A 19,639-nucleotide genomic window follows, 5' to 3' on the forward strand; every position below is an offset into this window, starting at 1 on the left:
AAACCTCACAGGGAACGCGTAGGTGCTGGTCCCCCTGACAACGGCACGGGAGGCATGGCGAAGCGGTTCAACACCGGCCTTTTTCTTGCGGAAAGGATTCGGGAAGTGATTGATGACCATGGCTGGTCGGAGATAACTTCACTGGTCATGTACCCGTCCAGGCGTAGTCCGCGCCGGGACGGCTCTCACGGATGATGTGGAGAACCCATGGCTCATCTGGGATCCAGACGGCGGCGCGTCCTCGCGCTGCCCGTAGGTCTGGCCCTCACGGTCTCGCTCGGCTTCCTGCCGACCGGCACGGCCACGGCCGCCGACTCGGCCGCGGCGGGCGGTCCGTCCGCCCCGGTCGTGACGGACGGACCGAAGCTCTCGTACGTGGTCAACACCCGCGGCGGGCGCTCGACGACCCGGTCGGTCGAGAAGGCGATCGGCAAGGCCGGCGGCACGGTGGTGACGACCTACGACCGGATCGGCGTCATCGTCGTCACGTCGCAGAACCCCGCCTTCGCCACGACCGTCCGCAAGGTCAGGGGCGTCGACTCGGCCGGTGCGACCCGTACCGCGCCGCTGCCCTCGCAGTCCACGACGGACCTCGGGGCGCCTCAGCAGGTGACGGCCGAGGAGATAGCGGCGGCGACCGCGAAGGCCGAGCGCGCGAACAAGCGGGCCGGGGGCGCGGCCGGGGGGTCCGGCAAGGCCCTGGCCCAGGACCCGCTGGAGCCGTTGCAGTGGGACCTGCCCGCCATCAAGGCGGACAAGGCGCACGAGAAGACGCTCGGCAGCAGGAACGTCACTGTCGCCGTCATCGACACGGGTGTCGACGACACGCACCCGGACATCGCGCCGAACTTCGACCGCGCCGCCTCGGTCAACTGCGTGAGCGGCAAGCCCGACACGGCGGACGGCGCCTGGCGGCCGACCTCCGAGGAGAGCCCGCACGGCACGCATGTGGCGGGCGAGATAGCCGGGGCGAAGAACGGCGTCGGGATCACCGGGGTCGCGCCGGGCGTGAAGGTGGCCGGCATCAAGGCGTCCACCCCGGCCGGGTACTTCTTCACCGAGGCCGTCGTGTGCAGCTTCGTCTGGGCCGCCGAGCACGGCGTGGACGTGACGAACAACAGCTACTACACCGACCCGTGGTACTTCAACTGCACGACCGACCCGGACCAGAAGGCCCTGGTCGACGCGATCACCCGGGCCACCCGGTACGCGGAGAACAAGGGCACGGTCAACGTGGCCGCGGCGGGCAACGAGAACTACGACCTCGCGGCCGACTCGATCACCGACCCGAGCAGCCCGAACGACTCGACGCCCGGTGAGCGGGTCATCGACCCGTCCAAGTGCCTCGACATACCGACCCAGTTGCCCGGCGTGGTGACGGTCGCCTCCACCGGCGCCAAGAACCTGAAGTCCTCGTTCTCCAACCACGGTCTGGGGATCATCGACGTCGCGGCCCCGGGCGGCGACTCCACCCGCTACCAGACGCCCGCCCCGCCGGCGACCAGCGGTCTGATCCTCGGCCCGCTGCCGGGCGGCACGTGGGGCTACATGGCCGGTACGTCGATGGCCTCCCCGCACGCCGCGGGCGTGGCGGCGCTGCTGAAGTCGACGCACCCGCACGCACCCGCGTGGGCCATCAAGGCACTGCTGAAGGTGCAGGCGGACGACGTCGCCTGCCCGGAGGCGTACGACATCGACGGTGACGGACAGGTCGACGCCGTCTGCGAGGGCGGCAAGCGCTACAACAGCTTCTACGGGGCGGGGCTGGTAGACGCCCTGGCCGCGGTCGGCAAGTAACGGCCGGTAGGACGCACGAAGCGCGGGCCGCCCTTACGGGTGGCCCGCGCTTCCCACTTCGTACATCCCCTGAGGACGACTGAGAAGGGCGTCAGACGGCGATGAGCACCTTGAGGGCGGTGCGCGCGTCCATCGCCTTGTAGCCGGCTGCCACGTCGTCCAGCCCCACCCGCAGGTCGAAGACGGGCGACGGGTCGATCGTGCCGTTCAGCACGTCGGGAAGCAGCTCGGGCAGGTAGGCGCGGGCGGGCGCGACGCCGCCGCGCAGGGCGATGTTCCGCGCGAACATGTGGCTCAGGTCGAGACCGGTGGCGCTGCCGTGCGGCACCCCGACGTAGCCGATCGTGCCGCCGTCGCGGGTGATCTTCACGGAGGTGAGCATGGACTGCTCGGTGCCGACCGCCTCGATCACGGAGTGCGCTCCCTGCCCGCCGGTCAGCTCCCGTACGGCCGCCACGGCCGCGTCGCCGCGCTCGGCGACGACATCGGTGGCGCCGAAGCTCCTGGCGATGTCCGTACGGGCCTGGTGGCGCCCGAGCGCGATGATCCGCTCGGCGCCGAGCCGCTTGGCGGCCAGCACGCCGCACAGCCCGACCGCGCCGTCCCCGACGACGGCGACCGTGGAGCCGGGCCGCACGCCGGCGCCGACGGCGGCGTGGTGCCCGGTGCCCATCACGTCGGAGAGCGCGAGCAGCGCGGTCAGCAGCCGGTCGTCGGAGGCGGCGTCCGCGGGGAGCTTGACGAGCGTGCCGTCGGCGTGGGGGACCCGTACCGCCTCGCCCTGTCCGCCGTCGGAGCCGGCCTGGCCCCAGATGCCGCCCTCGGGGCAGGAGGTCTGGATGCCGTCGTGGCAGAACTCACAGACGCCGTCGGACCAGGCGAAGGGCGCGACGACGAGATCGCCGGACGCGAATCCGCCCACGCCGGAGCCGGTCTCCTCGATCACGCCGAGGAATTCGTGGCCTATCCGCTGCGAGGGCCCGGTGGGCCCCTCGCCCCGGTACGGCCACAGGTCGCTGCCGCAGATGCAGGAGCGCAGGACCCGTACCACCGCGTCGGTGGGCTGCTGGATCACCGCGTCCGGTACCTCCTCGACACGGATGTCGCCGGGTGCGTGAATGACGGTGGCGCGCATGTGGGGGGTTCCCTCTTCCTGTGGCTTCCTGTGGCATTGATTGGTACGACCATCCAATGGCCGACCATCCACCGTAAGCCCACCCGCGGGGTCGGGGGCAAACGCGCCGCCCGGCATCCCCCGGCGGCCGTACGATCTTCCGCACCGGCACTGGGGGGAGTCTGCTGTGGCAGGTCTGGAACTGTTACTGGCCCGTCTCGCGGGTACGGTCGCGGGCGCGATCGCCAGGTCCCTGCTGACCCCACGGCCGGGCGCGGCCCTGGTCGGGGACCCGGTCCGGCCGCTCCCCCGGCCACTGGGCCAGGACGCCCCACGCCGGCCGGCGAAGGTGCTGGCCGGACGCCTCTCCGACGCGTACGCCTCGCTCCCCGAGCACGAGCGGCAGGCGGCGGCCGACTCCGTACAGGACACCTTCGCTGCGGCGGTGGTCAAAGGTCACTCTCCACGTACGGACGGAGGATCAACTCCGCGCGCTGCGGCTGCTTCCGGAGGTGCGGAACCTCTCACTTCTCGGCTCCTTGGCCGATTTGTCACCTCTGGGCTCTCTCCCCGCACTCGAAGAGCTCTACAGGGGCAACAACCCGCTGGTGACGGACCTCTCCCCCTTGGCGGAGCTGCCCACACTGCAAACGCTGGACCCGTCTCGGTGCACCGCGCTTCAAGACCTGTCGCCGCTGCGGCAAATGGACCAACTCGTCAACCTCACGCTCGACTCCTCTGTGACAGCAACGAGTGCTAACGGACCCAATAGTCTTCGCTCCCCTCCCTGTGTCCTTTCTTCAACTGGTAAGGGAAAACGACCTGCACCTCGACTGGTTGACCGGTTGGCATTCACTGACGCACCTCCCACTGATGTCCTGTCATATCGTCAGCGGGTTGGAGCCCCTGGCAGGGCTTCCGAAGCTTCAGACCCTCGATCTCCTTGACTGCACCCACGCCGCCGAGGCGATCGACCTGTCCCCGTTGGCGGCTCTGGACGACCTGACGATCCGTCTGTACGTAGACATTCCGGTGCAGGGTGAAGACGCCTTCCCACCCGGCCGGATCATCCGCATCGGCTAAACCCCCGCCGCCCCCAGCAACGCCCCCGCCCCGTACGTCACCCCCATCGCCACCGCTCCCCCGGCCATGTTCCGCAGCAGCGCGGGGCCCACCGCCGCCGAGCCCAGGCGGGCGCTGCCCCAGCCCGTCAGGGCCAGGGCCGCCAGGACGGACAGGACCGTGATCCAGAGCCGCAGGGACGCCGGTGGGAGGACCATGGCCAGGAGGGGGAGCAGGGCGCCCGCCGTGAAGGCGAGGAAGCTGGCGCCCGCCGCGTGCCAGGGGTTGGTGAGGGCGTCGGGGTCGATGCCCAGTTCCACGCGCGCGTGGGCGCGCAGCGCGTCGCGGCGGGTGAGCTGTTCCGCGGCTTCCCGCGCCACGTCCCGCGAGAGTCCACGGTCCGCCAGCATGTTCGTCAGTTCGTCGAGTTCGGCCCGTGGCTGTTCGCGCAGTTCCCGTTTCTCGACCTCCAGCGCCGCCTTCTCCGAGTCGCGCTGGGTGGAGACCGATACGTACTCCCCGGCCGCCATCGACATCGATCCGGCCAGCAGCCCGGCGAGCCCCGCCGTGAGCAGGGTGCCGCGCGCGCTCGTGGCGCCCGCCACCCCGACGACGATTCCCGCCGTGGAGACGATGCCGTCGTTCGCGCCGAGGACGGCCGCGCGCAGCCAGTTGAGGCGGGGGCCCAGGGAGTCGCCGTGGGGTTCGTCGTGCGGTTCGCCATACGGTTCGTCATGCGGTGTGGTGTCGGTCACCCGGCCAAGGTCTCACCCCCACCCGCCGCCGTCCGTGGACCGACCCGCCCCTCAAGGGCCTTGACGGGGCAACGGCTGACCGGGCAACAGCACTGTCAGTCGTGGCCCGTATTCTCTGTGACCATGCTTGACGACCAGACGCAGACGACTTCAGCGGCATGGCCGACCGCCTATCCACAGGGGTACGCGGTCGTTGACGTCGAGACCACCGGTCTCGCGCGCGACGACCGGATAATCTCCGCCGCCGTCTACCGCCTGGACGCTCTCGGCAATGTCGAGGACCACTGGTACACGCTCGTCAACCCGGAGCGCGATCCGGGACCCGTGTGGATCCATGGTCTGACGAGTGAGGTGCTGGAGGGCGCGCCGCTCTTCCCCGAGGTGGCGGAGGAGCTGGCCGAGCGGCTGGACGGGCGGGTGCTCGTGGCGCACAACGCGATCTTCGACTGGTCGATGATCGCCCGGGAGTACGCGCGCGCCGAGCGCACCGCGCCGACCCGGCAGCGGCTGTGCACCATCGCGCTCTCCAAGGAGCTGGGGCTGCCCCTGCCCAACCACAAGCTGGAGTCGCTCGCCGCGCACTTCGGTGTCGTACAGCAGCGCGCGCACCACGCGCTGGACGACGCCCGGGTGCTGGCCGAGGCGTTCCGGCCGAGTCTGCACGCGGCGGCCAGGGACGGCGTACGGCTGCCGCTGCTGGAGTGCCGGCCGCTGACCGAGTGGTCGGACGCGCCGTCGCGGCCCCGGGTCGGTTATCAGCCTTCGTCCCGGCAGGGGAGCTGGCGGCCGTCGCGCAAGCGGCCCGCCTGTCCGTATCCCAATCCGGGGCGGTACGAGCCGGGCGGGACGCTGCGGCAGGGGATGCGGGTGGCGTTCTCGGGTGACACGTCGATCGACCGGGAGCTGCTGGAGGACCGGGCGGTGGAGGCGGGGCTGCATGTGGCGACGAGTGTGTCCCGGCTGACCAGTCTGCTGGTGACGAACGATCCGGAGTCCTCGACGTCGAAGACGGTCAAGGCGGCGTCGTTCGGCACCCCGGTGGTCGACGAGGCGGCCTTCACACAGCTTCTGCGGGACGTGACGCCCGCGGGGGCCGAACCGGCCGCGGGCGGCCCCGGTCCGGCCCGTGGCGCCGTACCGACGGAGCACTCCGTGCCGGCGGGCCGCCCCGTGCCCCCGCAGGAGTCGGCGCCCGGACTGTTCCCCGTGGACGAGTGACCGGACGGGTGACCAGACGGGTGAATTGACGCGCGACTCGCCACCGCCCCGCTCGCGCCCCGGTCCCCGGCGCTCCACTCTGTGGCGCATGGCACGTTGTGAGGTCTGCGGAAACGATTACGGCATGTCCTTCGAGGTGCACGCGCAGGGCGTGGTGCATGTCTTCGACTGTTTCGCCTGCGCCATCCACCGGATGGCGCCGATCTGTGAGCACTGCCGGGTCCAGGTCATCGGGCAGGGCGTCGAGGTGGACGGTCACTGGTTCTGCGGCGGTCACTGCGCCCGCGCCGACGGCAGGGTGGGCATCGTCGACCGCGTCTGAGGCTCGGCCAGCAGCACCCTCTCCGCCCGCTCCCGTCACAGCGCCCGAGGCGTCCCATCCCCACCCCCGGGTCCGGCCGCCGGGACCCGCCGGGTACCGTCGATGACGTGTACCGCTTCCTGTTGTCCCGGCAATGGGTGATCCTCACCCTCCTTGCCCTCGCGCTCATCCCCACGATGATCGAGCTGGGCTTCTGGCAGTTTCACCGCCATGAACACAAGGTCGCCCAGAACGCGCTGATCTCGGCCAACCTCGCGGCGAAGCCCGTACCGGTCACGGAGCTGACGTCCCCCGGGCACAGCGTCCCGCGCTCCGACTACTGGCGCGGTGTCACCGTCACCGGCACGTTCGACCCCGCGCACGAGGTCGTCGTACGGCGCAGGACCTCCAACGACGACCGGGTCGGCTACCACGTCCTGATCCCGCTGATCATGAAGGACGGCCGGGCGGTCATCGTCAACCGGGGCTGGATCCCGGCAAACGGCGACCAGCACGCCTTCCCGAAGATCCCCGCCGCCCCGAAGGGCGAGGTCACCATCGCGGGCCGGCTGAAGGCCGACGAGACCTCGGCGGTCACCGGCATCCGGGACGTGGGGGGTCTGCCGCCCCGTCAGGTCATGCTGATCAACAGCCGTCAGCAGCAGGAGTCCCTGGACCGTACGGTCCTCGGCGGCTATGTCGAGCTGACCTCCCCCGTGCCGGCGGGCGACAGTCCGCAGCCGATCCAGAACCCCGACGACGGCTCGATCGGCCCGCACATGGCGTACGCGATCCAGTGGTGGCTGTTCGTGGCCGCCGTGCCGGTCGGCTGGTGGATTCTCGTACGCAACGAGAAGCGCGACCGTGCTGCCGCCGCCGCTGCCGCGAAGAGCGCCGCGGAGGCGGACACGGATTCCGAGCCCGAGCCCGCACACGCCTGACATCCGGTCCCGCCGCGTCATCCCCCTGCCCCATCCCGCTGCTTAACGCGGCCGCCGTACGGGAAAAGCCCTGGCGTGACCCAACGCATCGAGGATTACGCACTCATCGGCGATCTCCAGACCGCCGCCCTGGTCGGCAGGAACGGCTCCATCGACTGGTTGTGCCTTCCTCGCTTCGACTCGGCGGCCTGCTTCGCCGCGCTGCTCGGCACCGAGGACAACGGCCACTGGCGGCTCGCCCCCGCCGGGGCAGGGACATGCACCCGGCGCGGCTATCTGGGTGAGTCGCTGGTGCTGGAATCGGTGTGGGAGACCAGGACCGGCACCGTCAAGGTCACGGACTTCATGCCGCAGCGCGAGCAGGCCCCCGACATCGTGCGGATCGTCGAGGGCGTCAGCGGCTCGGTGGAGATGACGGGCACCCTCCGGCTGCGCTTCGACTACGGCTCGGTGGTGCCGTGGATGCGGCGCGCGGACGGCCACCGGGTCGCGGTCGCGGGTCCCGACTCCGTCTGGCTGCGCAGCGAGCCCCCGGTGAAAACCTGGGGGCAGCACTTCAGTACCTGTTCGTCGTTCACCGTCGGGCCGGGCGAGAAGGTGGCGTTCGTCCTCACCTGGCATCCCTCCCACGAGCCGCGCCCGGCGCGCGTCGATCCGTACGACGCGCTCACGCACAGCCTGGAGGACTGGGAGGCGTGGGCGGCCCGCTGTTGCTACCGGGGTCCGCACCGCGCGGCCGTCATGCGCTCGCTCATCACGCTCAAGGCGCTCACGTACGGCCCGACGGGCGGCATCGTCGCCGCGCTCACCACCTCCCTGCCGGAGGAGCTGGGCGGCGTACGGAACTGGGACTACCGCTACTGCTGGCTGCGCGACTCCACGCTGGTGCTGGGGGCGCTGGTCTCCGTCGGCTATCTGGAGGAGGCGGCGGCCTGGCGCGACTGGCTGCTGCGCGCTGTGGCGGGCGATCCGGCCGATCTTCAGATCATGTACGGGATCGGCGGCGAGCGCCGGCTCCCGGAGAGCGAGCTGCCGTGGCTGCGCGGCTACGCGGGCTCCGCCCCGGTCCGTACCGGCAACGGCGCGGTCGACCAGCTCCAGCTCGACGTGTACGGGGAGGTCATGGACTCCCTGAACGTGGCGCGTACGGCGGGGCTCGCCTCGAAGCCGCACGCCTGGAACCTCCAGCTCAGCCTGCTGGGCTTCCTGGAGTCGAAGTGGCGGGAGCCCGACGAGGGGCTGTGGGAGGTGCGGGGGCCACGCCGGCACTTCGTGCACTCCAAGGTGATGGCGTGGGTCGCCGCGGACCGTGCCGTACGGACCCTGGAGGAGGACCCCTCGCTCCGCGGCGACGTACGGCGGTGGCGGGCGATGCGGGACGAGGTGCACCGGGAGGTGTGCGAGAAGGGGTACGACCCGGAGCGCAACACCTTCACCCAGTCGTACGGCTCGACGGAGCTGGACGCGGCGACGCTGCTCATCCCGCGCGTCGGCTTTCTGCCGCCGGACGATCCGCGGGTGACCGGCACGGTCGACGCGGTACGGGCGGAGCTCGGGCAGGACGGCTTCCTGCGGCGCTACAGCGCTACCGGGTCGGCGGTGGACGGGCTACCCGGGGGCGAGGGAACGTTTCTGGTGTGCTCCTTCTGGCTGGCCGACGCGCTCCATCTCACGGGACGTACGGCGGAGGCCGAGGAACTGTTCGAGCGGCTGCTCGCGCTGCGCAACGATGTCGGGCTGCTCGCGGAGGAGTACGACCCGGTGGCGCGGCGGCAGCTCGGCAACTACCCGCAGGCGTTCAGCCATATCGGCCTGGTGGTGACGGCGCTGACGCTGACGGGGGTGGACCCGGCCGCCGGGGACGGAGCAGAGGACGGCGACGGCGACGGCGAAAGGGACGGGCCCGGGGACGACAGCTCAGGGGCCGGCACGGCAGGATAGGACCATGGATCTTGGACTGAAGGACCGCGTCTACGTCGTCACCGGTGGCTCGCGAGGGCTGGGCCGGGCCACCGCCGAAGCGCTCGTGGCGGACGGCGCGAAGGTCGTCGTCTCGGGGCGCGACGAGAAGAGCATCACCGCCGCGGCGGCGGAGTTGGGGCCCGGGGCGCACGGAGTGGCCGCGGACAACGCGGACCCGGCCGTGGCGGAGCAGCTGATCGCCACCGCGAAGGAACGATTCGGCCGCTTCGACGGCATCCTGATCAGCGTCGGCGGCCCGGCGCCCGGGTCGGCCGCGGACAACACGGACGAGCAGTGGCGTACGGCGTTCGATTCGGTCTTCCTGGGCGCGGTACGGCTGGCCCGTACGGCGGCGGCCGAACTGTCCGAGGGCGGGGTCGTCGGCTTCGTGCTCTCCGGCTCGGTCCATGAGCCGATCCCGGGCCTGACCATCTCCAACGGGCTGCGCCCCGGGCTGGCGGGGTTCGCGAAGTCCCTGGCCAACGAGGTCGGCCCGCGCGGCATCCGGGTGCTGGGCCTGCTGCCGTCCCGGATCGACACGGACCGGGTCCGCGAGCTGGACGCGCTGTCCGGCGACGCGGAGGCGGCGCGGGCGGTGAACGAGTCGCGCATTCCGCTGCGGCGGTACGGGACGCCGGAGGAGTTCGGCAGGACGGCGGCGTTCCTGCTGTCGCCCGCCGCGTCGTATCTGACGGGCGTGATGCTCCCGGTGGACGGCGGCGCGCGCCACGGCTTCTAGGGCGGTCAGGACGGCTGGACCTCGTCGAAGAGGGCGAGGGCTGCGGAGGGGTCCGGGCTCACGAGGCGTTCCAGACCGGCCGTGGTGATCTCCGCCCACCTGCCGGCCCGTGCCCACATCTGTTCCTCGAAGGCGCGGACGGCCTCGTCCAAGTCTCCCGGGCCGGGGGCGGCGGCGATGGACTCGGCAAGTTCGGCGCCTTCCAGCATCGCGAGGTTCGCGCCCGCCCCCAGCGGGGGCATCAGGTGGGCGGCGTCGCCCAGGAGCGTCACCCCGGGGACATGGGCCCAGGTGTGGGACACGGGAAGGGCGTAGAGGGGGCGGTGGACGAAAGTCGTGCCGTGGCGGACGAGGTCGAGGACGGGGGCGGCCCAGCCGTCGAACAGAGCCAGCAGGCGTGACCGCACGGCCTCGGCATCATTGTCGGCGTCAGAGTCGGTGTCCGCCGGGCCCTGGCCCCCGTGCCGGTTCAGGCCCCCGTGCCGGTTCAGGCCCCCGTGCCGGTCCGGGTTCGTGTGCCGGTCCGGCTCCCCGCGGAACTGGGCGTACACCTTGACGTGGCCGCCGCTGTTGCGCTGGGCGACAATCGCGCGGTTCACGCCGTACACGGCCACGGAACCGTCGCCGACCAGCCGGGCGAGGTCGGGGTGGCGGGTGTCGACGTCGTCCAGGGAGGTCTCGACCAAGGTCACACCGGTGTACCGCGGCGTCACGGACGAGACCGCCGGGCGGACCCGGGACCAGGCACCGTCCGCGCCGATCACCAGGTCGAACGTCTCCTGCCGCCCGTCCGCGAAATGGACCAGCACGCCGTCCCCGCTCTCCGGCACCACCTCCGTCACGACGCGGCCCCAACGAACGTCCAGATTCCCGAGCAACAGGTCACGGAGCTGCCCGCGGTCGATCTCGGGATTGGCCAGGTCACCCGGACGAGGCTGCCAGTCACGAAGGACGGCCCCGTCCACGTCCAGAATCCGCATGGCCTGCCCCTCGGGACGGGCCAGCGCCTGGAACTCCGCCAGCAGCCCCGCCTTCTCCAGCGCCAACTGGCCCAGCCCCTCGTGCAGGTCCAGCGTGCCGCCCGCGGGACGGGCGTCGCGCGCGGAATCGCGTTCGAGGACGGTGACGGGGTGACCATGACGGTGCAGGACGCGGGCGAGGGTAAGGCCGGCGGGGCCGCTGCCGATCACGGCGATACGGGGGCTCATGCCGAGACAACGTACGGCCCCTCACCGAACCGGTCCCGCCCCGTCACCGAACCGGAACGACGGTGTGACAGCGGACGGACGATCCTTCCGGCGCGGCCTCCGCGTCCCTCCGGGCCGGCCTCCGCGTCCCGTTCCCTCACCCGGCCTTGTCCGGCTCTCGCCCGGTCCTCGCCCGGCCCGTTCGGGCTAGAACGGGATCTCGCCGCGTCCCGACACCTTCAGCCGTCCGCTGCCGATGGCCGTGTGCGTGGCCACGACCGGCCCCTCCCGGCCGTCGGGGAACCGGATCGTGAGATCGGCGCTGTCCAGCGCCGGACCGGCCGCCTCCTCCGCGTCGCCCGTCTGTACGCTGCCGCCCCACTGCCACGTCTCACCGTCCCGGCTCCCGCTCAGCGTGGCCTCGACCTGAATCTCGGACGCGCCGACGACGAGTGTCGCGGGCCCTTGGTAGTTGCTCATGGGCCCAGTGTGCGCCCCCTGGCCCCGGCCTCCCACCGCACCGGCGCGTGAGTGGGACAACAGCGCCTGGCTCAGGGCGAGTTCGACTATTGGCCGACCGGACTCTACCCATCGGTAACCCTTGGCTGCCACGATGTGCCCGACACTTCGGCCCCACCCCTCACCCAAGGAGACCGATATGGCGGCACCCGGCCTGCTCAGAAGCCTCACCACGACCGCGGTTCTCACCACGGCGATCGTGGCGGGCACCGCTCTGCCCGCCCTGGCCGCGCCCCCCGCACCGGCGGCCACCCCGGCCGCCGCCGGCACCGCGGCGGCCGCGAAGCCCGACTACGCGACCTGGCAGGCCGACATCGCCGCCGTCATGGACCAGGCCGACTCCTACGTCGCCGGACGCCTCGCCTCGGTGCCCGCCGGCCAGAAGCCCGCCATCGTCCTGGACATCGACAACACCTCGCTGGAAACCGACTATTCGTCGGCCGTGCCGACCCCGGCGATCCGGCGGACCCTCGCCCTGGCGGACTTCGCGCACGACCGGGGCGTCAAGATCTTCTTCGTGTCGGCACGCCCGGACCTCATCCAGGCGATCACCAAGGCCAATCTGACGTCGGTCGGCTACACGATCGACGGGCTCTACAGCCGGTCGTTCGGCGACCTGTTCACCGAGGTGAGCGCGTTCAAGACGGCCCAGCGCGTGAAGATCGAGAAGAACGGCTACACGATCATCGCCAACATCGGCAACAACACGACCGACCTGACCGGCGGTCACGCCGAACGCACCTTCAAGCTCCCCGACTACGACGGCCAGCTCTCCTGACCTGAGCACCTGACCGGCATCGTCGTTGCCGGAGGAGGTCCCGGAGGGAGAGGGTCCCGGAGCGAGGGGGCGACGGCCGCGCCCGGCCCCGTCCCTCAGCTCACCCGCTCCGCCCGGTGCTTCACCGCCCCCAGCCGTACCTCCGCCGGCAGCGACGCCAGTCCCGCCGAACTCCGCGCGTGCGCCAGGGATTCGTCCGACAGGCCGCGCAGCGTCTCGCCCGGCCGCGCGTGCGGCTCCAGGAGGAGGCGCACCCGGGCCGACGGACCGGTGCGCCTGCCCGTCAGACGGACGGCCGCGCGGGCCACGCCGTGCAGGGACTCCGCGTCGTCCACGAGTACGTCCTCCAGCGCCCGGCCGCGCAGCACCGCGCCCTCGCCGTCACCGCCGTTGACCAGGACCTCCGGCAGCCGGGCGCGGCGCAGTTGGGACAGCAGCCACCACAGGGCCAGGACGACGAGGATCGCGAGGGCGGCGATGATCACGGGCCACCACCAGCCGTCGTCCCGGTAGCGGAGCCGGTTCGCGCGGCTCAGCAGAACACCGCGCGGTCCGGCGTACGGCCACCAGGACGGCACCGGCAACCCCGTGCCGGCCGCGAGGACCGTGCCGCCCGCGCACAGCAGGACCAGGCCGATGAGAGCGAGCAGTACCCGGTTGACCAGGCGGATCATCCCGTCACCCCTTCTTCGCCGGCCGGTGGACCCGTACCGTCAGGGCCGGCCGCCGGTCGAGGCCCAGTTCGCCGATGCCGTCGTCCAGCGCCCGCTCCAGGTCGGCCCGTACGTCGTCGAGTGCGCGGAAGTGCGCGGCGGCGTTCACCTTCGCGCGGGAGCGCCGCAGCCGTACGCGCGCGGACCGGACGCCGGAGACCTCCATGGCCCGGTCGCGCAGCGCGAGTTCGGCGGCTTCGCGGTCGAGTCCGGCACGTACCGGCACGGACTCCCGCCGCATGGGCAGCAGTCGGCGCAGTCCCGGGGTGAGGGCGAGGGCGAGCAGCCACAGACCGAGGGCCGTCGCGACGGCGGCGGCCACGAGGATCCACACGTCCTCCAGCGGCCGGCGGGCCAGTTGGCCGGCGAGCGCGCGGCGCCAGTACATGGCCTGGTGGCCGGCGCGTACGGCGGCGATGTCGTACAGCAGCAGTCCGGTCGCGCCGAGCGCGATCAGCGCGGCCAGCGCGGCCGGGACGCGGCGCTGGGACCAGAAGCGTCCGGCGCGCGCCACTCCGCCACCGCCGGTGTCGCCCTCCTCGTAACCGTCGAGGGTGGGCCTGCGCCCGTCGTCGGCGCCCGTATCGTCCATGTCCGGTGGATCGCCCCTGTCGACGTCCCGGTGTCCTCCGGGCGCGGGCCCCTCGCTCATCGGATCCTCCCCCGCGCCGCGCCGCGCGACCGGTCGGAGTGCAGTCGCTCGACCCGCACGTCCACCTCGGGCACCTCCATCCCCACCAGCGTTCTCACCCGGTGGACGACCTGCCGGCGCACCGCGCCGCACTGGGTGCCGATGTCGGAGGGGTACTCCAGCTCGACACCGACCCGTACCCGCGCACTGTCGTGACGCACCGCCACGGAGGCGTACGGCGGAGTGCCGCCTTCCGGTACACCGCCGAGCGCTTCCCTGGCCGCCTGCGCGGCGATCTTCGCGACGACCCGGTCGGCGATCGTGGTCGCCCCTCGTCCGGCCGCCGCCACCCGGTCCCCGACCACCTGGTCACCGGTCATCCGGTCACCGGCCATCCGCTGTCACCGCCGCCGGTCGTCGCGGTCGCGGGGACGGAAGAAGTCGCCGGGTTCCAGATCGCCGTCGATGAACTTCCCTGCCAGAAAACCGACCGCGCCCAGCACGGCCACCACCACAAAGGCTCCGAAACCACCGAAGTATCCGGCGAATCCGAGCACCATTCCGGCCACCAGGCCGACCGCCGCCATACTCATCGTGCACTCCTCTTCCGCTGCTCGGGCCAGGCCCCCGGCGATTCCGTACGACGGCGCCCCCGCCGGCCGCTACTGGAGCCGTGATTCCGGCTCTTCGTCATCTTCCTCGTCGGGGAGCTTCACATCGCTGACCGCGATGTTGACCTCGACGACTTCGAGACCCGTCATCCGTTCGACCGCGGCGACCACGTTCTCCCTGACGGCCGCGGCGACTTGAGTGATCGAGACGCCGTAGTCGACGACGATCTCCAGATCGAGCGCCGTCTGCACCTCTCCGACCTCGGCCTTCACCCCGCGACTGACGGACTTGCCGCTGCCGGGGACCCGGTCGCGTACGGCGCCGAAAGTACGGGAGACCCCGCTGCCCATGGCGTGCACGCCGAGGACGTCCCTGGCGGCGAGGCCCGCGATCTTCTCCACGACGCCGTCGGCGATGGTCGTACGGCCACGCGAGCCCGGGGCTCCGCCGCCGCGCTTGGTGAGGGGGGAGGCGCCCCCCTTCTCGTCGGCCCGACTGCGGGGTGCGGTGTCTGACATCGCCACTCATCCCTTTCCGCGCGGTGGTTTGACTCCTTTGCCCACATTAGGTGCGCTTGCCCCGTCCCGCGCCGTGGATGGGGCAGGGTGGAGGAATGACGACTGGGCACGGTACCGAGGGATGGACGGCGGCCGTACGTCAACGGCTCGCCCTGGGCAGACTGCTCGCGCTGGGCGACGCGGCCGACGGCGCGTGGCTGGCCGAACGGGCCGCGCTGGCGGAGCTGCGGCGGGCCGCGGCGGCCGTGCCGGGGGCCGTGCTCGGCTCCGTCCGGATCGCCCTGGCCGACCCGGAAGGGGCCTCGGCCCCGGCCGTACCGCCGCCGCCCGGCGCACAGCCGCCGGGACCGCTGCGGATCGACGGGGAGTTCGCGGCAGCGACGGGCGAGCCGCTGCCCGCGCTGGCGGCGCGGCTGCGCGGGGCGCTGTTCGGCTGTGCGGTGGACGGGCTGGGGCTGCGGGTGACCGAGGTCGATCTGCGGGTGACGGCGCTGCTGGACGCGGCGGCTGAATCCCCGGCGCCCGCTGGGCCGGTCGGGCGAGACGCCGCGGAGCCGGAGGACGCGACGGGGGCCGCGGCGGCGGCCGTACCCGGGGTCGCGCATCTGACCAGGACCCTGGGCAGCGCGGTGGCCGCGACGGCGACGGACGGCGGCGGTGCGGAGCACGTACGGGTGGAGCTGGCGACGGCGGCGGGGCACCGCCCGCTGGAGGTGGCGCGGGCGGTGCGCGCGAAGCTCGCCGGGCTCGCCGCGGCGCCGCGCACGGTGACCGTGCTGGTGACGGCGGTGGAGGCCCCGGCAGGGCGGGCGGGCCGCGGCAGCGCGCGGCGTACGGCGCGGAGCTGACCCGTATGGCGCGGGGCTGACCTCGTACGGCGCGGAGCTGACCCGTACGGCGCGGAGCTGACCCCGTACGCGAGTACGCCCGTCAGTCCCCCAGGCCGGCCAGGTCGCGCAGTCGGCGTGCCTGCGCCGCGCGCTCGGCGGTGCGCTGGGCCTCGAAGGAGCGGTCCGTCGCGCCCTGGAGCAGGGCCTTGGTCTCGATCAGCGCGTCCCTGGGCGCGGCGAGCAGCGCCGCCGCCAGGTCCTGGGCGGCGGCGTCGAGTTCGCCGGGTGCCACCACCAGGTTGGCGAGCCCGATGTGTCCCGCCTCCTCGGCGTGGACGAAGCGGCCCGTGGCGCAGATCTCCAGCGCGCGGGCATAGCCGACGAGCCCCACCAGCGGATGGGTGCCGGTGAGGTCGGGTACCAGGCCGAGGCTTGTCTCGCGCATGGCGAACTGCACGTCGGACGCGACGACCCGCAGATCGCAGGCGAGCGCGAGTTGGAAGCCCGCGCCGATCGCGTGCCCCTGAACGGCCGCGATGGACACGATGTCGCTGCGGCGCAGCCAGACGAAGCCGTCCTGGTACGCGGCGATGGTCGCGTCGAGCTCCGTGTCGGAGCTCCGGGCGAGATCGCCGAAGGACGGCTCGCCGTCGAACCCCTCAGGGGCGAACGCCTGCCGGTCGAGCCCCGCGGAGAAGGATTTTCCCTCACCGCGCAGCACCACGACCCGCACGCTGCCCGGCAGTGACCTTCCGGCTTCTGTCAACGCCCGCCACAGAGCGGGAGACTGAGCGTTGCGCTTGGCCGGAAGGGCCAGTGTCACCGTGGCAACCGCGTCCTCGACGGTGAGCCGTATGCCGTCCTTGTCGAGTACTGGTGCGAGCGAAGTCATGGGGTGCCTCCGGTTCGGGCAGTCGGACTCAACGTACTAAGTGACTGCACAGTAACCACCTGGGCGATCGCACGATCGCCCAGGGTGGCCACTCTCCGAACCGGTGGCCGGGAGGAGCCGCACTCGATCGTCAGGCCGATGCGGCCTTCTTGCCTCGCGTGGCCCCGCCGCGTCCCCGCAGCGTGACTCCGGACTCACTGAGCATCCGGTGGACGAATCCATAGGAACGGCCCGTTTCCTCGGCCAGTGCCCGGATGCTCGCACCACTGTCGTATTTCTTCTTCAGGTCTGCCGCGAGCTTGTCACGCGCGGCGCCGGTTACCCGGCTGCCCTTCTTCAGAGTCTCGGCCACCCGTGCCTCCTCATGGAAGTGCGCTCTGGACTTCTCATGATCACCCCTCGCGGGCGTCCTGGCCACCCATTCAGCAAGGTCCGTACGACAAGCTTCGGCGTACTTCAACCTTCGAGCACGAACGGAATGCTCTGTTCCAGAGTCGTCCGGATCGGGCCCCGGCCTGGGCCGGGCGAGAAGTGCCAGGTCAGGACCGTTCCCCGGACGAGGGTGCGGATGATGTACGTGTGGACGCGATCCGTCGGGTACCACGCCGGGAGTACGAGACGCAGTCACTCAGATGGTGGATCACTGCTGAGCCGAATGATCCAGAGGGAGTGGATCACGCTGGACGATCACACCGTCGGTGGGGCGGCGCAGGACAGGCAGGGACGAACGACGTGCCGGGACGCGTCAGGCGAGCGCGACCAGGTCCGCGTAGTCCGCGCCCCACAGGTCCTCGACGCCGTCCGGCAGCAGGATGATCCGCTCCGGCTCCAGCGCGTGGACGGCGCCCTCGTCGTGGGTGACGAGGATGACCGCGCCCTTGTAGGTACGCAGCGCGCCCAGGATCTCCTCACGGCTGGCCGGGTCGAGGTTGTTCGTCGGCTCGTCCAGCAGCAGCACATTGGCGGAGGAGACGACCAGGGTGGCGAGCGCCAGCCGGGTCTTCTCGCCGCCGGAGAGCACCCCGGCGGGCTTGTCGACGTCGTCGCCGGAGAAGAGGAAGGACCCGAGCGTCTTGCGGACGGCGACCAGATCGAGGTCGGGCGCCGAGGAGCGCATGTTCTCCAGGACGGAGCGCTCCGGGTCGAGGGTCTCGTGCTCCTGGGCGTAGTAGCCCAGCTTGAGGCCGTGGCCGGGGGTCACCTGCCCGGTGTCCGGCTTCTCGACCCCGGCCAGCAGGCGCAGCAGGGTGGTCTTGCCGGCGCCGTTGAGGCCGAGGATGACGACCCGGGAGCCCTTGTCGATGGCGAGGTCCACGTCCGTGAAGATCTCCAGCGAGCCGTACGACTTCGACAGGCCCTCGGCGGTGAGCGGGGTCTTGCCGCAGGGGGCGGGCTCGGGGAAGCGCAGCTTGGCGACCTTGTCGGACTGGCGTACCTGCTCAAGGCCGGAGAGCAGCCGCTCGGCGCGGCGGGCCATGTTCTGCGCGGCGACGGTCTTGGTGGCCTTGGCGCGCATCTTGTCGGCCTGCGAGTTCAGGGTCGCGGCCTTCTTCTCGGCGTTGGCGCGCTCGCGCTTGCGGCGCTTCTCGTCCGACTCGCGCTGCTGCTGGTAGAGCTTCCAGCCCATGTTGTAGACGTCGATCTGCGAGCGGTTGGCGTCCAGGTAGAACACCTTGTTGACGACTGTCTCGACCAGTTCGACGTCGTGGGAGATCACGATGAAGCCGCCGCGGTAGGTCTTGAGGTAGTCGCGCAACCAGACGATGGAGTCCGCGTCGAGGTGGTTGGTGGGCTCGTCGAGAAGGAGGGTGTCGGCGTCCGAGAAGAGGATGCGGGCCAGCTCGACGCGGCGGCGCTGACCGCCGGAGAGCGTATGGAGTGGCTGGCCGAGCACCCGGTCGGGCAGGCCGAGCGCGGCGGCGATGGTGGCGGCCTCGGCCTCGGCGGCGTATCCGCCCTTGGTGAGGAACTCGGTCTCCAGGCGCTCGTACCGCTTCATCGCCTTCTCGCGGGTGGCGCCCTGTCCGTTCGCCATCCGGTCCTCGTTCTCGCGCATCTTCTTCAGTACGGAGTCGAGGTCGCGGGCGGAGAGGATGCGGTCGCGGGCGAGGACGTCGAGGTCGCCGGTGCGCGGGTCCTGCGGGAGATAGCCGACCTCGCCGGAGCGGGTGATGGTGCCGGCGGCGGGGATGCCCTCGCCCGCGAGGCACTTGGTGAGGGTCGTCTTGCCCGCTCCGTTGCGGCCGACGAGACCGATGCGGTCGCCCTTGGCGATACGGAACGAGGCGGACTCGATGAGGACACGGGCGCCGGCGCGCAGCTCTACGCCGGTTGCGGTGATCACGGAAAGACTCCAGGGCGGTATGGACGGCGGAAGAGGGCAGGCGGACGGATTCTTCGACGCCGGCTAATGCACAAGGAGAAATGCCATACGGCCCAGTCTAGCGGGGCGGCGCAACTGCTGTGCCGGGGCGGGCTTCCCGGACGGCCCGCCACCAGGCACGGAGGACGGCTGTCAGTGGTCGGTGCGAGACTGAGACGCGTATCACAGAAGGACCTGAATCGGAGCAGGACCGTACGTACCGGACGGGGCACGGCTGTGCCCGTGCCCGTGAAGGGGTGATCAGCATGACCGGTGGACCGAGCATCTGTCCGTCGCTCCTCTACCAGGACGCGAAGGCCGCGATCAGCACGCTCAAGGACGCCTTCGGCTTCACGGAGGTGAGTGTGTACGAGGGCGAGGACGGCACGGTGCTCCATGCGGAGCTGGCCTACGGCGGCGGGGTGGTGATGCTGGGGTCCCGGAGCAGGAAGGGTGTCTTCGCCCGGGCGATGGCCGACGGCGGCCCGGTGGGGGTCTACGTGGTCGTGGATGACCCCGACGCGCACCACGCGCGGGCGGTGCGGCACGGCGTGGAGATCCTGCTGCCGCCCACGGACCAGGAGTACGGCGGGCGGGACTACATGGCGCGGGACGCCGAGGGCAACATATGGAGCTTCGGGACGTACGCGCCGGCGCTTCCGGGCTGAGGGGCACGGGCCCGCCGCCCCCGGGTGACCGGGGGCGGCG

Annotated in this window: 23 protein-coding genes; 11 read left to right on the forward strand and 12 right to left on the reverse strand. The window is 71.6% G+C overall.

Annotated elements, in window-relative coordinates; all coding sequences use genetic code 11:
• Positions 1–207 precede the first annotated feature (207 nt).
• Positions 208–1,797 carry a S8 family peptidase gene (locus ACIBJC_RS30310; RefSeq protein ID WP_399297905.1) on the forward strand — a complete coding sequence of 530 codons (1,590 nt, stop codon included), beginning with the start codon at positions 208–210 and terminating at the stop codon, positions 1,795–1,797.
• A gap of 91 nt (positions 1,798–1,888) precedes the next feature.
• Here ACIBJC_RS30310 and ACIBJC_RS30315 read toward each other — a convergent pair whose 3' ends face one another.
• Entirely contained in the window at positions 1,889–2,932 is a 1,044-nt protein-coding gene (locus ACIBJC_RS30315) for a zinc-dependent alcohol dehydrogenase family protein (protein WP_399297907.1), read from the reverse strand.
• Between the two features lie 166 nt (positions 2,933–3,098).
• Between ACIBJC_RS30315 and ACIBJC_RS30320 the strand changes: the two genes are divergently transcribed.
• A complete protein-coding gene (locus ACIBJC_RS30320) occupies positions 3,099–3,671 on the forward strand; it encodes a hypothetical protein (protein WP_399297909.1) in 573 nt (190 codons plus the stop codon).
• Positions 3,672–3,700: 29 nt separating this feature from the next.
• Positions 3,701–3,994, forward strand: a complete 294-nt coding sequence (locus ACIBJC_RS30325) for a hypothetical protein (protein ID WP_399297911.1) — start codon at positions 3,701–3,703, stop codon at positions 3,992–3,994.
• Here ACIBJC_RS30325 and ACIBJC_RS30330 read toward each other — a convergent pair.
• Positions 3,991–4,728 carry a VIT family protein gene (locus ACIBJC_RS30330; protein WP_399297913.1) on the reverse strand — a complete coding sequence of 246 codons (738 nt, stop codon included), beginning with the start codon at positions 4,726–4,728 and terminating at the stop codon, positions 3,991–3,993. The genes ACIBJC_RS30325 and ACIBJC_RS30330 overlap by 4 nt on opposite strands.
• A 117-nt stretch (positions 4,729–4,845) precedes the next feature.
• On the opposite strand from ACIBJC_RS30330, the gene ACIBJC_RS30335 reads away from it, so the two are divergent.
• The 5 genes from ACIBJC_RS30335 (at position 4,846) to ACIBJC_RS30355 (ending at position 9,889) form a co-directional block, all read left to right on the forward strand.
• The gene (locus tag ACIBJC_RS30335) at positions 4,846–5,946 is read left to right on the forward strand and encodes a DEDDh family exonuclease (RefSeq protein ID WP_399297915.1); all 1,101 of its coding nucleotides are present in this window, start codon (positions 4,846–4,848) and stop codon (positions 5,944–5,946) included.
• Positions 5,947–6,034: 88 nt separating this feature from the next.
• Positions 6,035–6,268 carry a hypothetical protein gene (locus ACIBJC_RS30340; RefSeq protein ID WP_329826260.1) on the forward strand — a complete coding sequence of 78 codons (234 nt, stop codon included), beginning with the start codon at positions 6,035–6,037 and terminating at the stop codon, positions 6,266–6,268.
• Between the two features lie 107 nt (positions 6,269–6,375).
• Positions 6,376–7,188, forward strand: a complete 813-nt coding sequence (locus ACIBJC_RS30345) for an SURF1 family protein (protein ID WP_399297918.1) — start codon at positions 6,376–6,378, stop codon at positions 7,186–7,188.
• A 75-nt stretch (positions 7,189–7,263) separates the two neighbouring features.
• On the forward strand, positions 7,264–9,129 hold the full coding sequence (locus ACIBJC_RS30350) for a glycoside hydrolase family 15 protein (protein ID WP_399297920.1): 1,866 nt from the start codon (positions 7,264–7,266) through the stop codon (positions 9,127–9,129).
• Positions 9,130–9,133: 4 nt separating this feature from the next.
• Entirely contained in the window at positions 9,134–9,889 is a 756-nt protein-coding gene (locus ACIBJC_RS30355; RefSeq protein WP_399297922.1) for an SDR family oxidoreductase, read from the forward strand.
• Between the two features lie 5 nt (positions 9,890–9,894).
• Here the strand turns inward: ACIBJC_RS30355 and ACIBJC_RS30360 are convergent, their stop codons facing one another.
• On the reverse strand, positions 9,895–11,097 hold the full coding sequence (locus ACIBJC_RS30360; protein WP_399297924.1) for an FAD-dependent oxidoreductase: 1,203 nt from the start codon (positions 11,095–11,097) through the stop codon (positions 9,895–9,897).
• A gap of 186 nt (positions 11,098–11,283) precedes the next feature.
• Complete coding sequence (locus ACIBJC_RS30365; protein ID WP_399297926.1) at positions 11,284–11,556, reverse strand: DUF4873 domain-containing protein; 273 nt, start codon at positions 11,554–11,556, stop codon at positions 11,284–11,286.
• A gap of 178 nt (positions 11,557–11,734) precedes the next feature.
• Here ACIBJC_RS30365 and ACIBJC_RS30370 point away from each other — a divergent pair, with 178 nt between their 5' ends.
• Positions 11,735–12,373, forward strand: coding sequence for an HAD family acid phosphatase (locus tag ACIBJC_RS30370; RefSeq protein ID WP_399297928.1), 639 nt, complete (start codon positions 11,735–11,737; stop codon positions 12,371–12,373).
• A 95-nt stretch (positions 12,374–12,468) separates the two neighbouring features.
• On the opposite strand, the gene amaP is transcribed toward ACIBJC_RS30370, so the two are convergent.
• The 5 genes from amaP to ACIBJC_RS30395 all read right to left on the reverse strand — a co-directional run bounded on the left by amaP (position 12,469) and on the right by ACIBJC_RS30395 (position 14,847).
• Positions 12,469–13,047, reverse strand: a complete 579-nt coding sequence (gene amaP / locus ACIBJC_RS30375; protein ID WP_399297930.1) for an alkaline shock response membrane anchor protein AmaP — start codon at positions 13,045–13,047, stop codon at positions 12,469–12,471.
• Positions 13,048–13,051: 4 nt separating this feature from the next.
• Positions 13,052–13,738, reverse strand: coding sequence for a DUF6286 domain-containing protein (locus ACIBJC_RS30380; RefSeq protein WP_399297932.1), 687 nt, complete (start codon positions 13,736–13,738; stop codon positions 13,052–13,054).
• Positions 13,735–14,097, reverse strand: a complete 363-nt coding sequence (locus tag ACIBJC_RS30385; protein WP_399297934.1) for a hypothetical protein — start codon at positions 14,095–14,097, stop codon at positions 13,735–13,737. Before ACIBJC_RS30385 ends, ACIBJC_RS30380 begins: the two co-directional genes overlap by 4 nt.
• A 21-nt stretch (positions 14,098–14,118) precedes the next feature.
• The gene (locus ACIBJC_RS30390) at positions 14,119–14,310 is read right to left on the reverse strand and encodes a hypothetical protein (RefSeq protein ID WP_399297936.1); all 192 of its coding nucleotides are present in this window, start codon (positions 14,308–14,310) and stop codon (positions 14,119–14,121) included.
• Between the two features lie 69 nt (positions 14,311–14,379).
• The gene (locus tag ACIBJC_RS30395; protein ID WP_329826245.1) at positions 14,380–14,847 is read right to left on the reverse strand and encodes an Asp23/Gls24 family envelope stress response protein; all 468 of its coding nucleotides are present in this window, start codon (positions 14,845–14,847) and stop codon (positions 14,380–14,382) included.
• Positions 14,848–14,942: 95 nt separating this feature from the next.
• On the opposite strand from ACIBJC_RS30395, the gene ACIBJC_RS30400 reads away from it, so the two are divergent.
• On the forward strand, positions 14,943–15,695 hold the full coding sequence (locus tag ACIBJC_RS30400) for a hypothetical protein (RefSeq protein ID WP_399297938.1): 753 nt from the start codon (positions 14,943–14,945) through the stop codon (positions 15,693–15,695).
• 82 nt (positions 15,696–15,777) lie between these two features.
• Here ACIBJC_RS30400 and ACIBJC_RS30405 read toward each other — a convergent pair whose 3' ends face one another.
• The 3 genes from ACIBJC_RS30405 to ACIBJC_RS30415 form a co-directional block, all read right to left on the reverse strand.
• The gene (locus ACIBJC_RS30405) at positions 15,778–16,569 is read right to left on the reverse strand and encodes an enoyl-CoA hydratase/isomerase family protein (protein WP_399297940.1); all 792 of its coding nucleotides are present in this window, start codon (positions 16,567–16,569) and stop codon (positions 15,778–15,780) included.
• 130 nt (positions 16,570–16,699) lie between these two features.
• A complete protein-coding gene (locus ACIBJC_RS30410) occupies positions 16,700–16,921 on the reverse strand; it encodes a helix-turn-helix domain-containing protein (protein ID WP_006123601.1) in 222 nt (73 codons plus the stop codon).
• A gap of 393 nt (positions 16,922–17,314) precedes the next feature.
• Positions 17,315–18,913 (reverse strand): ABC-F family ATP-binding cassette domain-containing protein, encoded by a 1,599-nt coding sequence (locus ACIBJC_RS30415; RefSeq protein ID WP_329826242.1) that lies wholly within the window; start codon positions 18,911–18,913, stop codon positions 17,315–17,317.
• 284 nt (positions 18,914–19,197) lie between these two features.
• On the opposite strand from ACIBJC_RS30415, the gene ACIBJC_RS30420 reads away from it, so the two are divergent.
• On the forward strand, positions 19,198–19,599 hold the full coding sequence (locus ACIBJC_RS30420; RefSeq protein WP_399297942.1) for a VOC family protein: 402 nt from the start codon (positions 19,198–19,200) through the stop codon (positions 19,597–19,599).
• The last annotated feature ends 40 nt before the right edge of the window (positions 19,600–19,639 follow it).

It is taken from the genome of Streptomyces sp. NPDC050509, assembly GCF_044457965.1.
Taxonomy (GTDB): domain Bacteria; phylum Actinomycetota; class Actinomycetes; order Streptomycetales; family Streptomycetaceae; genus Streptomyces.

Coding starts and splice junctions, on each gene's coding strand:
- ACIBJC_RS30310 (WP_399297905.1), top strand. CDS start 208: ATGGCTCATCTGGGATCCAGACGGCGGCGCGTCCTCGCGCTGCCCGTA.
- ACIBJC_RS30315 (WP_399297907.1), bottom strand. CDS start 2,932: ATGCGCGCCACCGTCATTCACGCACCCGGCGACATCCGTGTCGAGGAG.
- ACIBJC_RS30340 (WP_329826260.1), top strand. CDS start 6,035: ATGGCACGTTGTGAGGTCTGCGGAAACGATTACGGCATGTCCTTCGAG.
- ACIBJC_RS30355 (WP_399297922.1), top strand. CDS start 9,134: ATGGATCTTGGACTGAAGGACCGCGTCTACGTCGTCACCGGTGGCTCG.
- ACIBJC_RS30360 (WP_399297924.1), bottom strand. CDS start 11,097: ATGAGCCCCCGTATCGCCGTGATCGGCAGCGGCCCCGCCGGCCTTACC.
- ACIBJC_RS30365 (WP_399297926.1), bottom strand. CDS start 11,556: ATGAGCAACTACCAAGGGCCCGCGACACTCGTCGTCGGCGCGTCCGAG.
- ACIBJC_RS30370 (WP_399297928.1), top strand. CDS start 11,735: ATGGCGGCACCCGGCCTGCTCAGAAGCCTCACCACGACCGCGGTTCTC.
- amaP (WP_399297930.1), bottom strand. CDS start 13,047: ATGATCCGCCTGGTCAACCGGGTACTGCTCGCTCTCATCGGCCTGGTC.
- ACIBJC_RS30380 (WP_399297932.1), bottom strand. CDS start 13,738: ATGAGCGAGGGGCCCGCGCCCGGAGGACACCGGGACGTCGACAGGGGC.
- ACIBJC_RS30385 (WP_399297934.1), bottom strand. CDS start 14,097: ATGACCGGTGACCAGGTGGTCGGGGACCGGGTGGCGGCGGCCGGACGA.
- ACIBJC_RS30390 (WP_399297936.1), bottom strand. CDS start 14,310: ATGAGTATGGCGGCGGTCGGCCTGGTGGCCGGAATGGTGCTCGGATTC.
- ACIBJC_RS30395 (WP_329826245.1), bottom strand. CDS start 14,847: ATGTCAGACACCGCACCCCGCAGTCGGGCCGACGAGAAGGGGGGCGCC.
- ACIBJC_RS30400 (WP_399297938.1), top strand. CDS start 14,943: ATGACGACTGGGCACGGTACCGAGGGATGGACGGCGGCCGTACGTCAA.
- ACIBJC_RS30405 (WP_399297940.1), bottom strand. CDS start 16,569: ATGACTTCGCTCGCACCAGTACTCGACAAGGACGGCATACGGCTCACC.
- ACIBJC_RS30420 (WP_399297942.1), top strand. CDS start 19,198: ATGACCGGTGGACCGAGCATCTGTCCGTCGCTCCTCTACCAGGACGCG.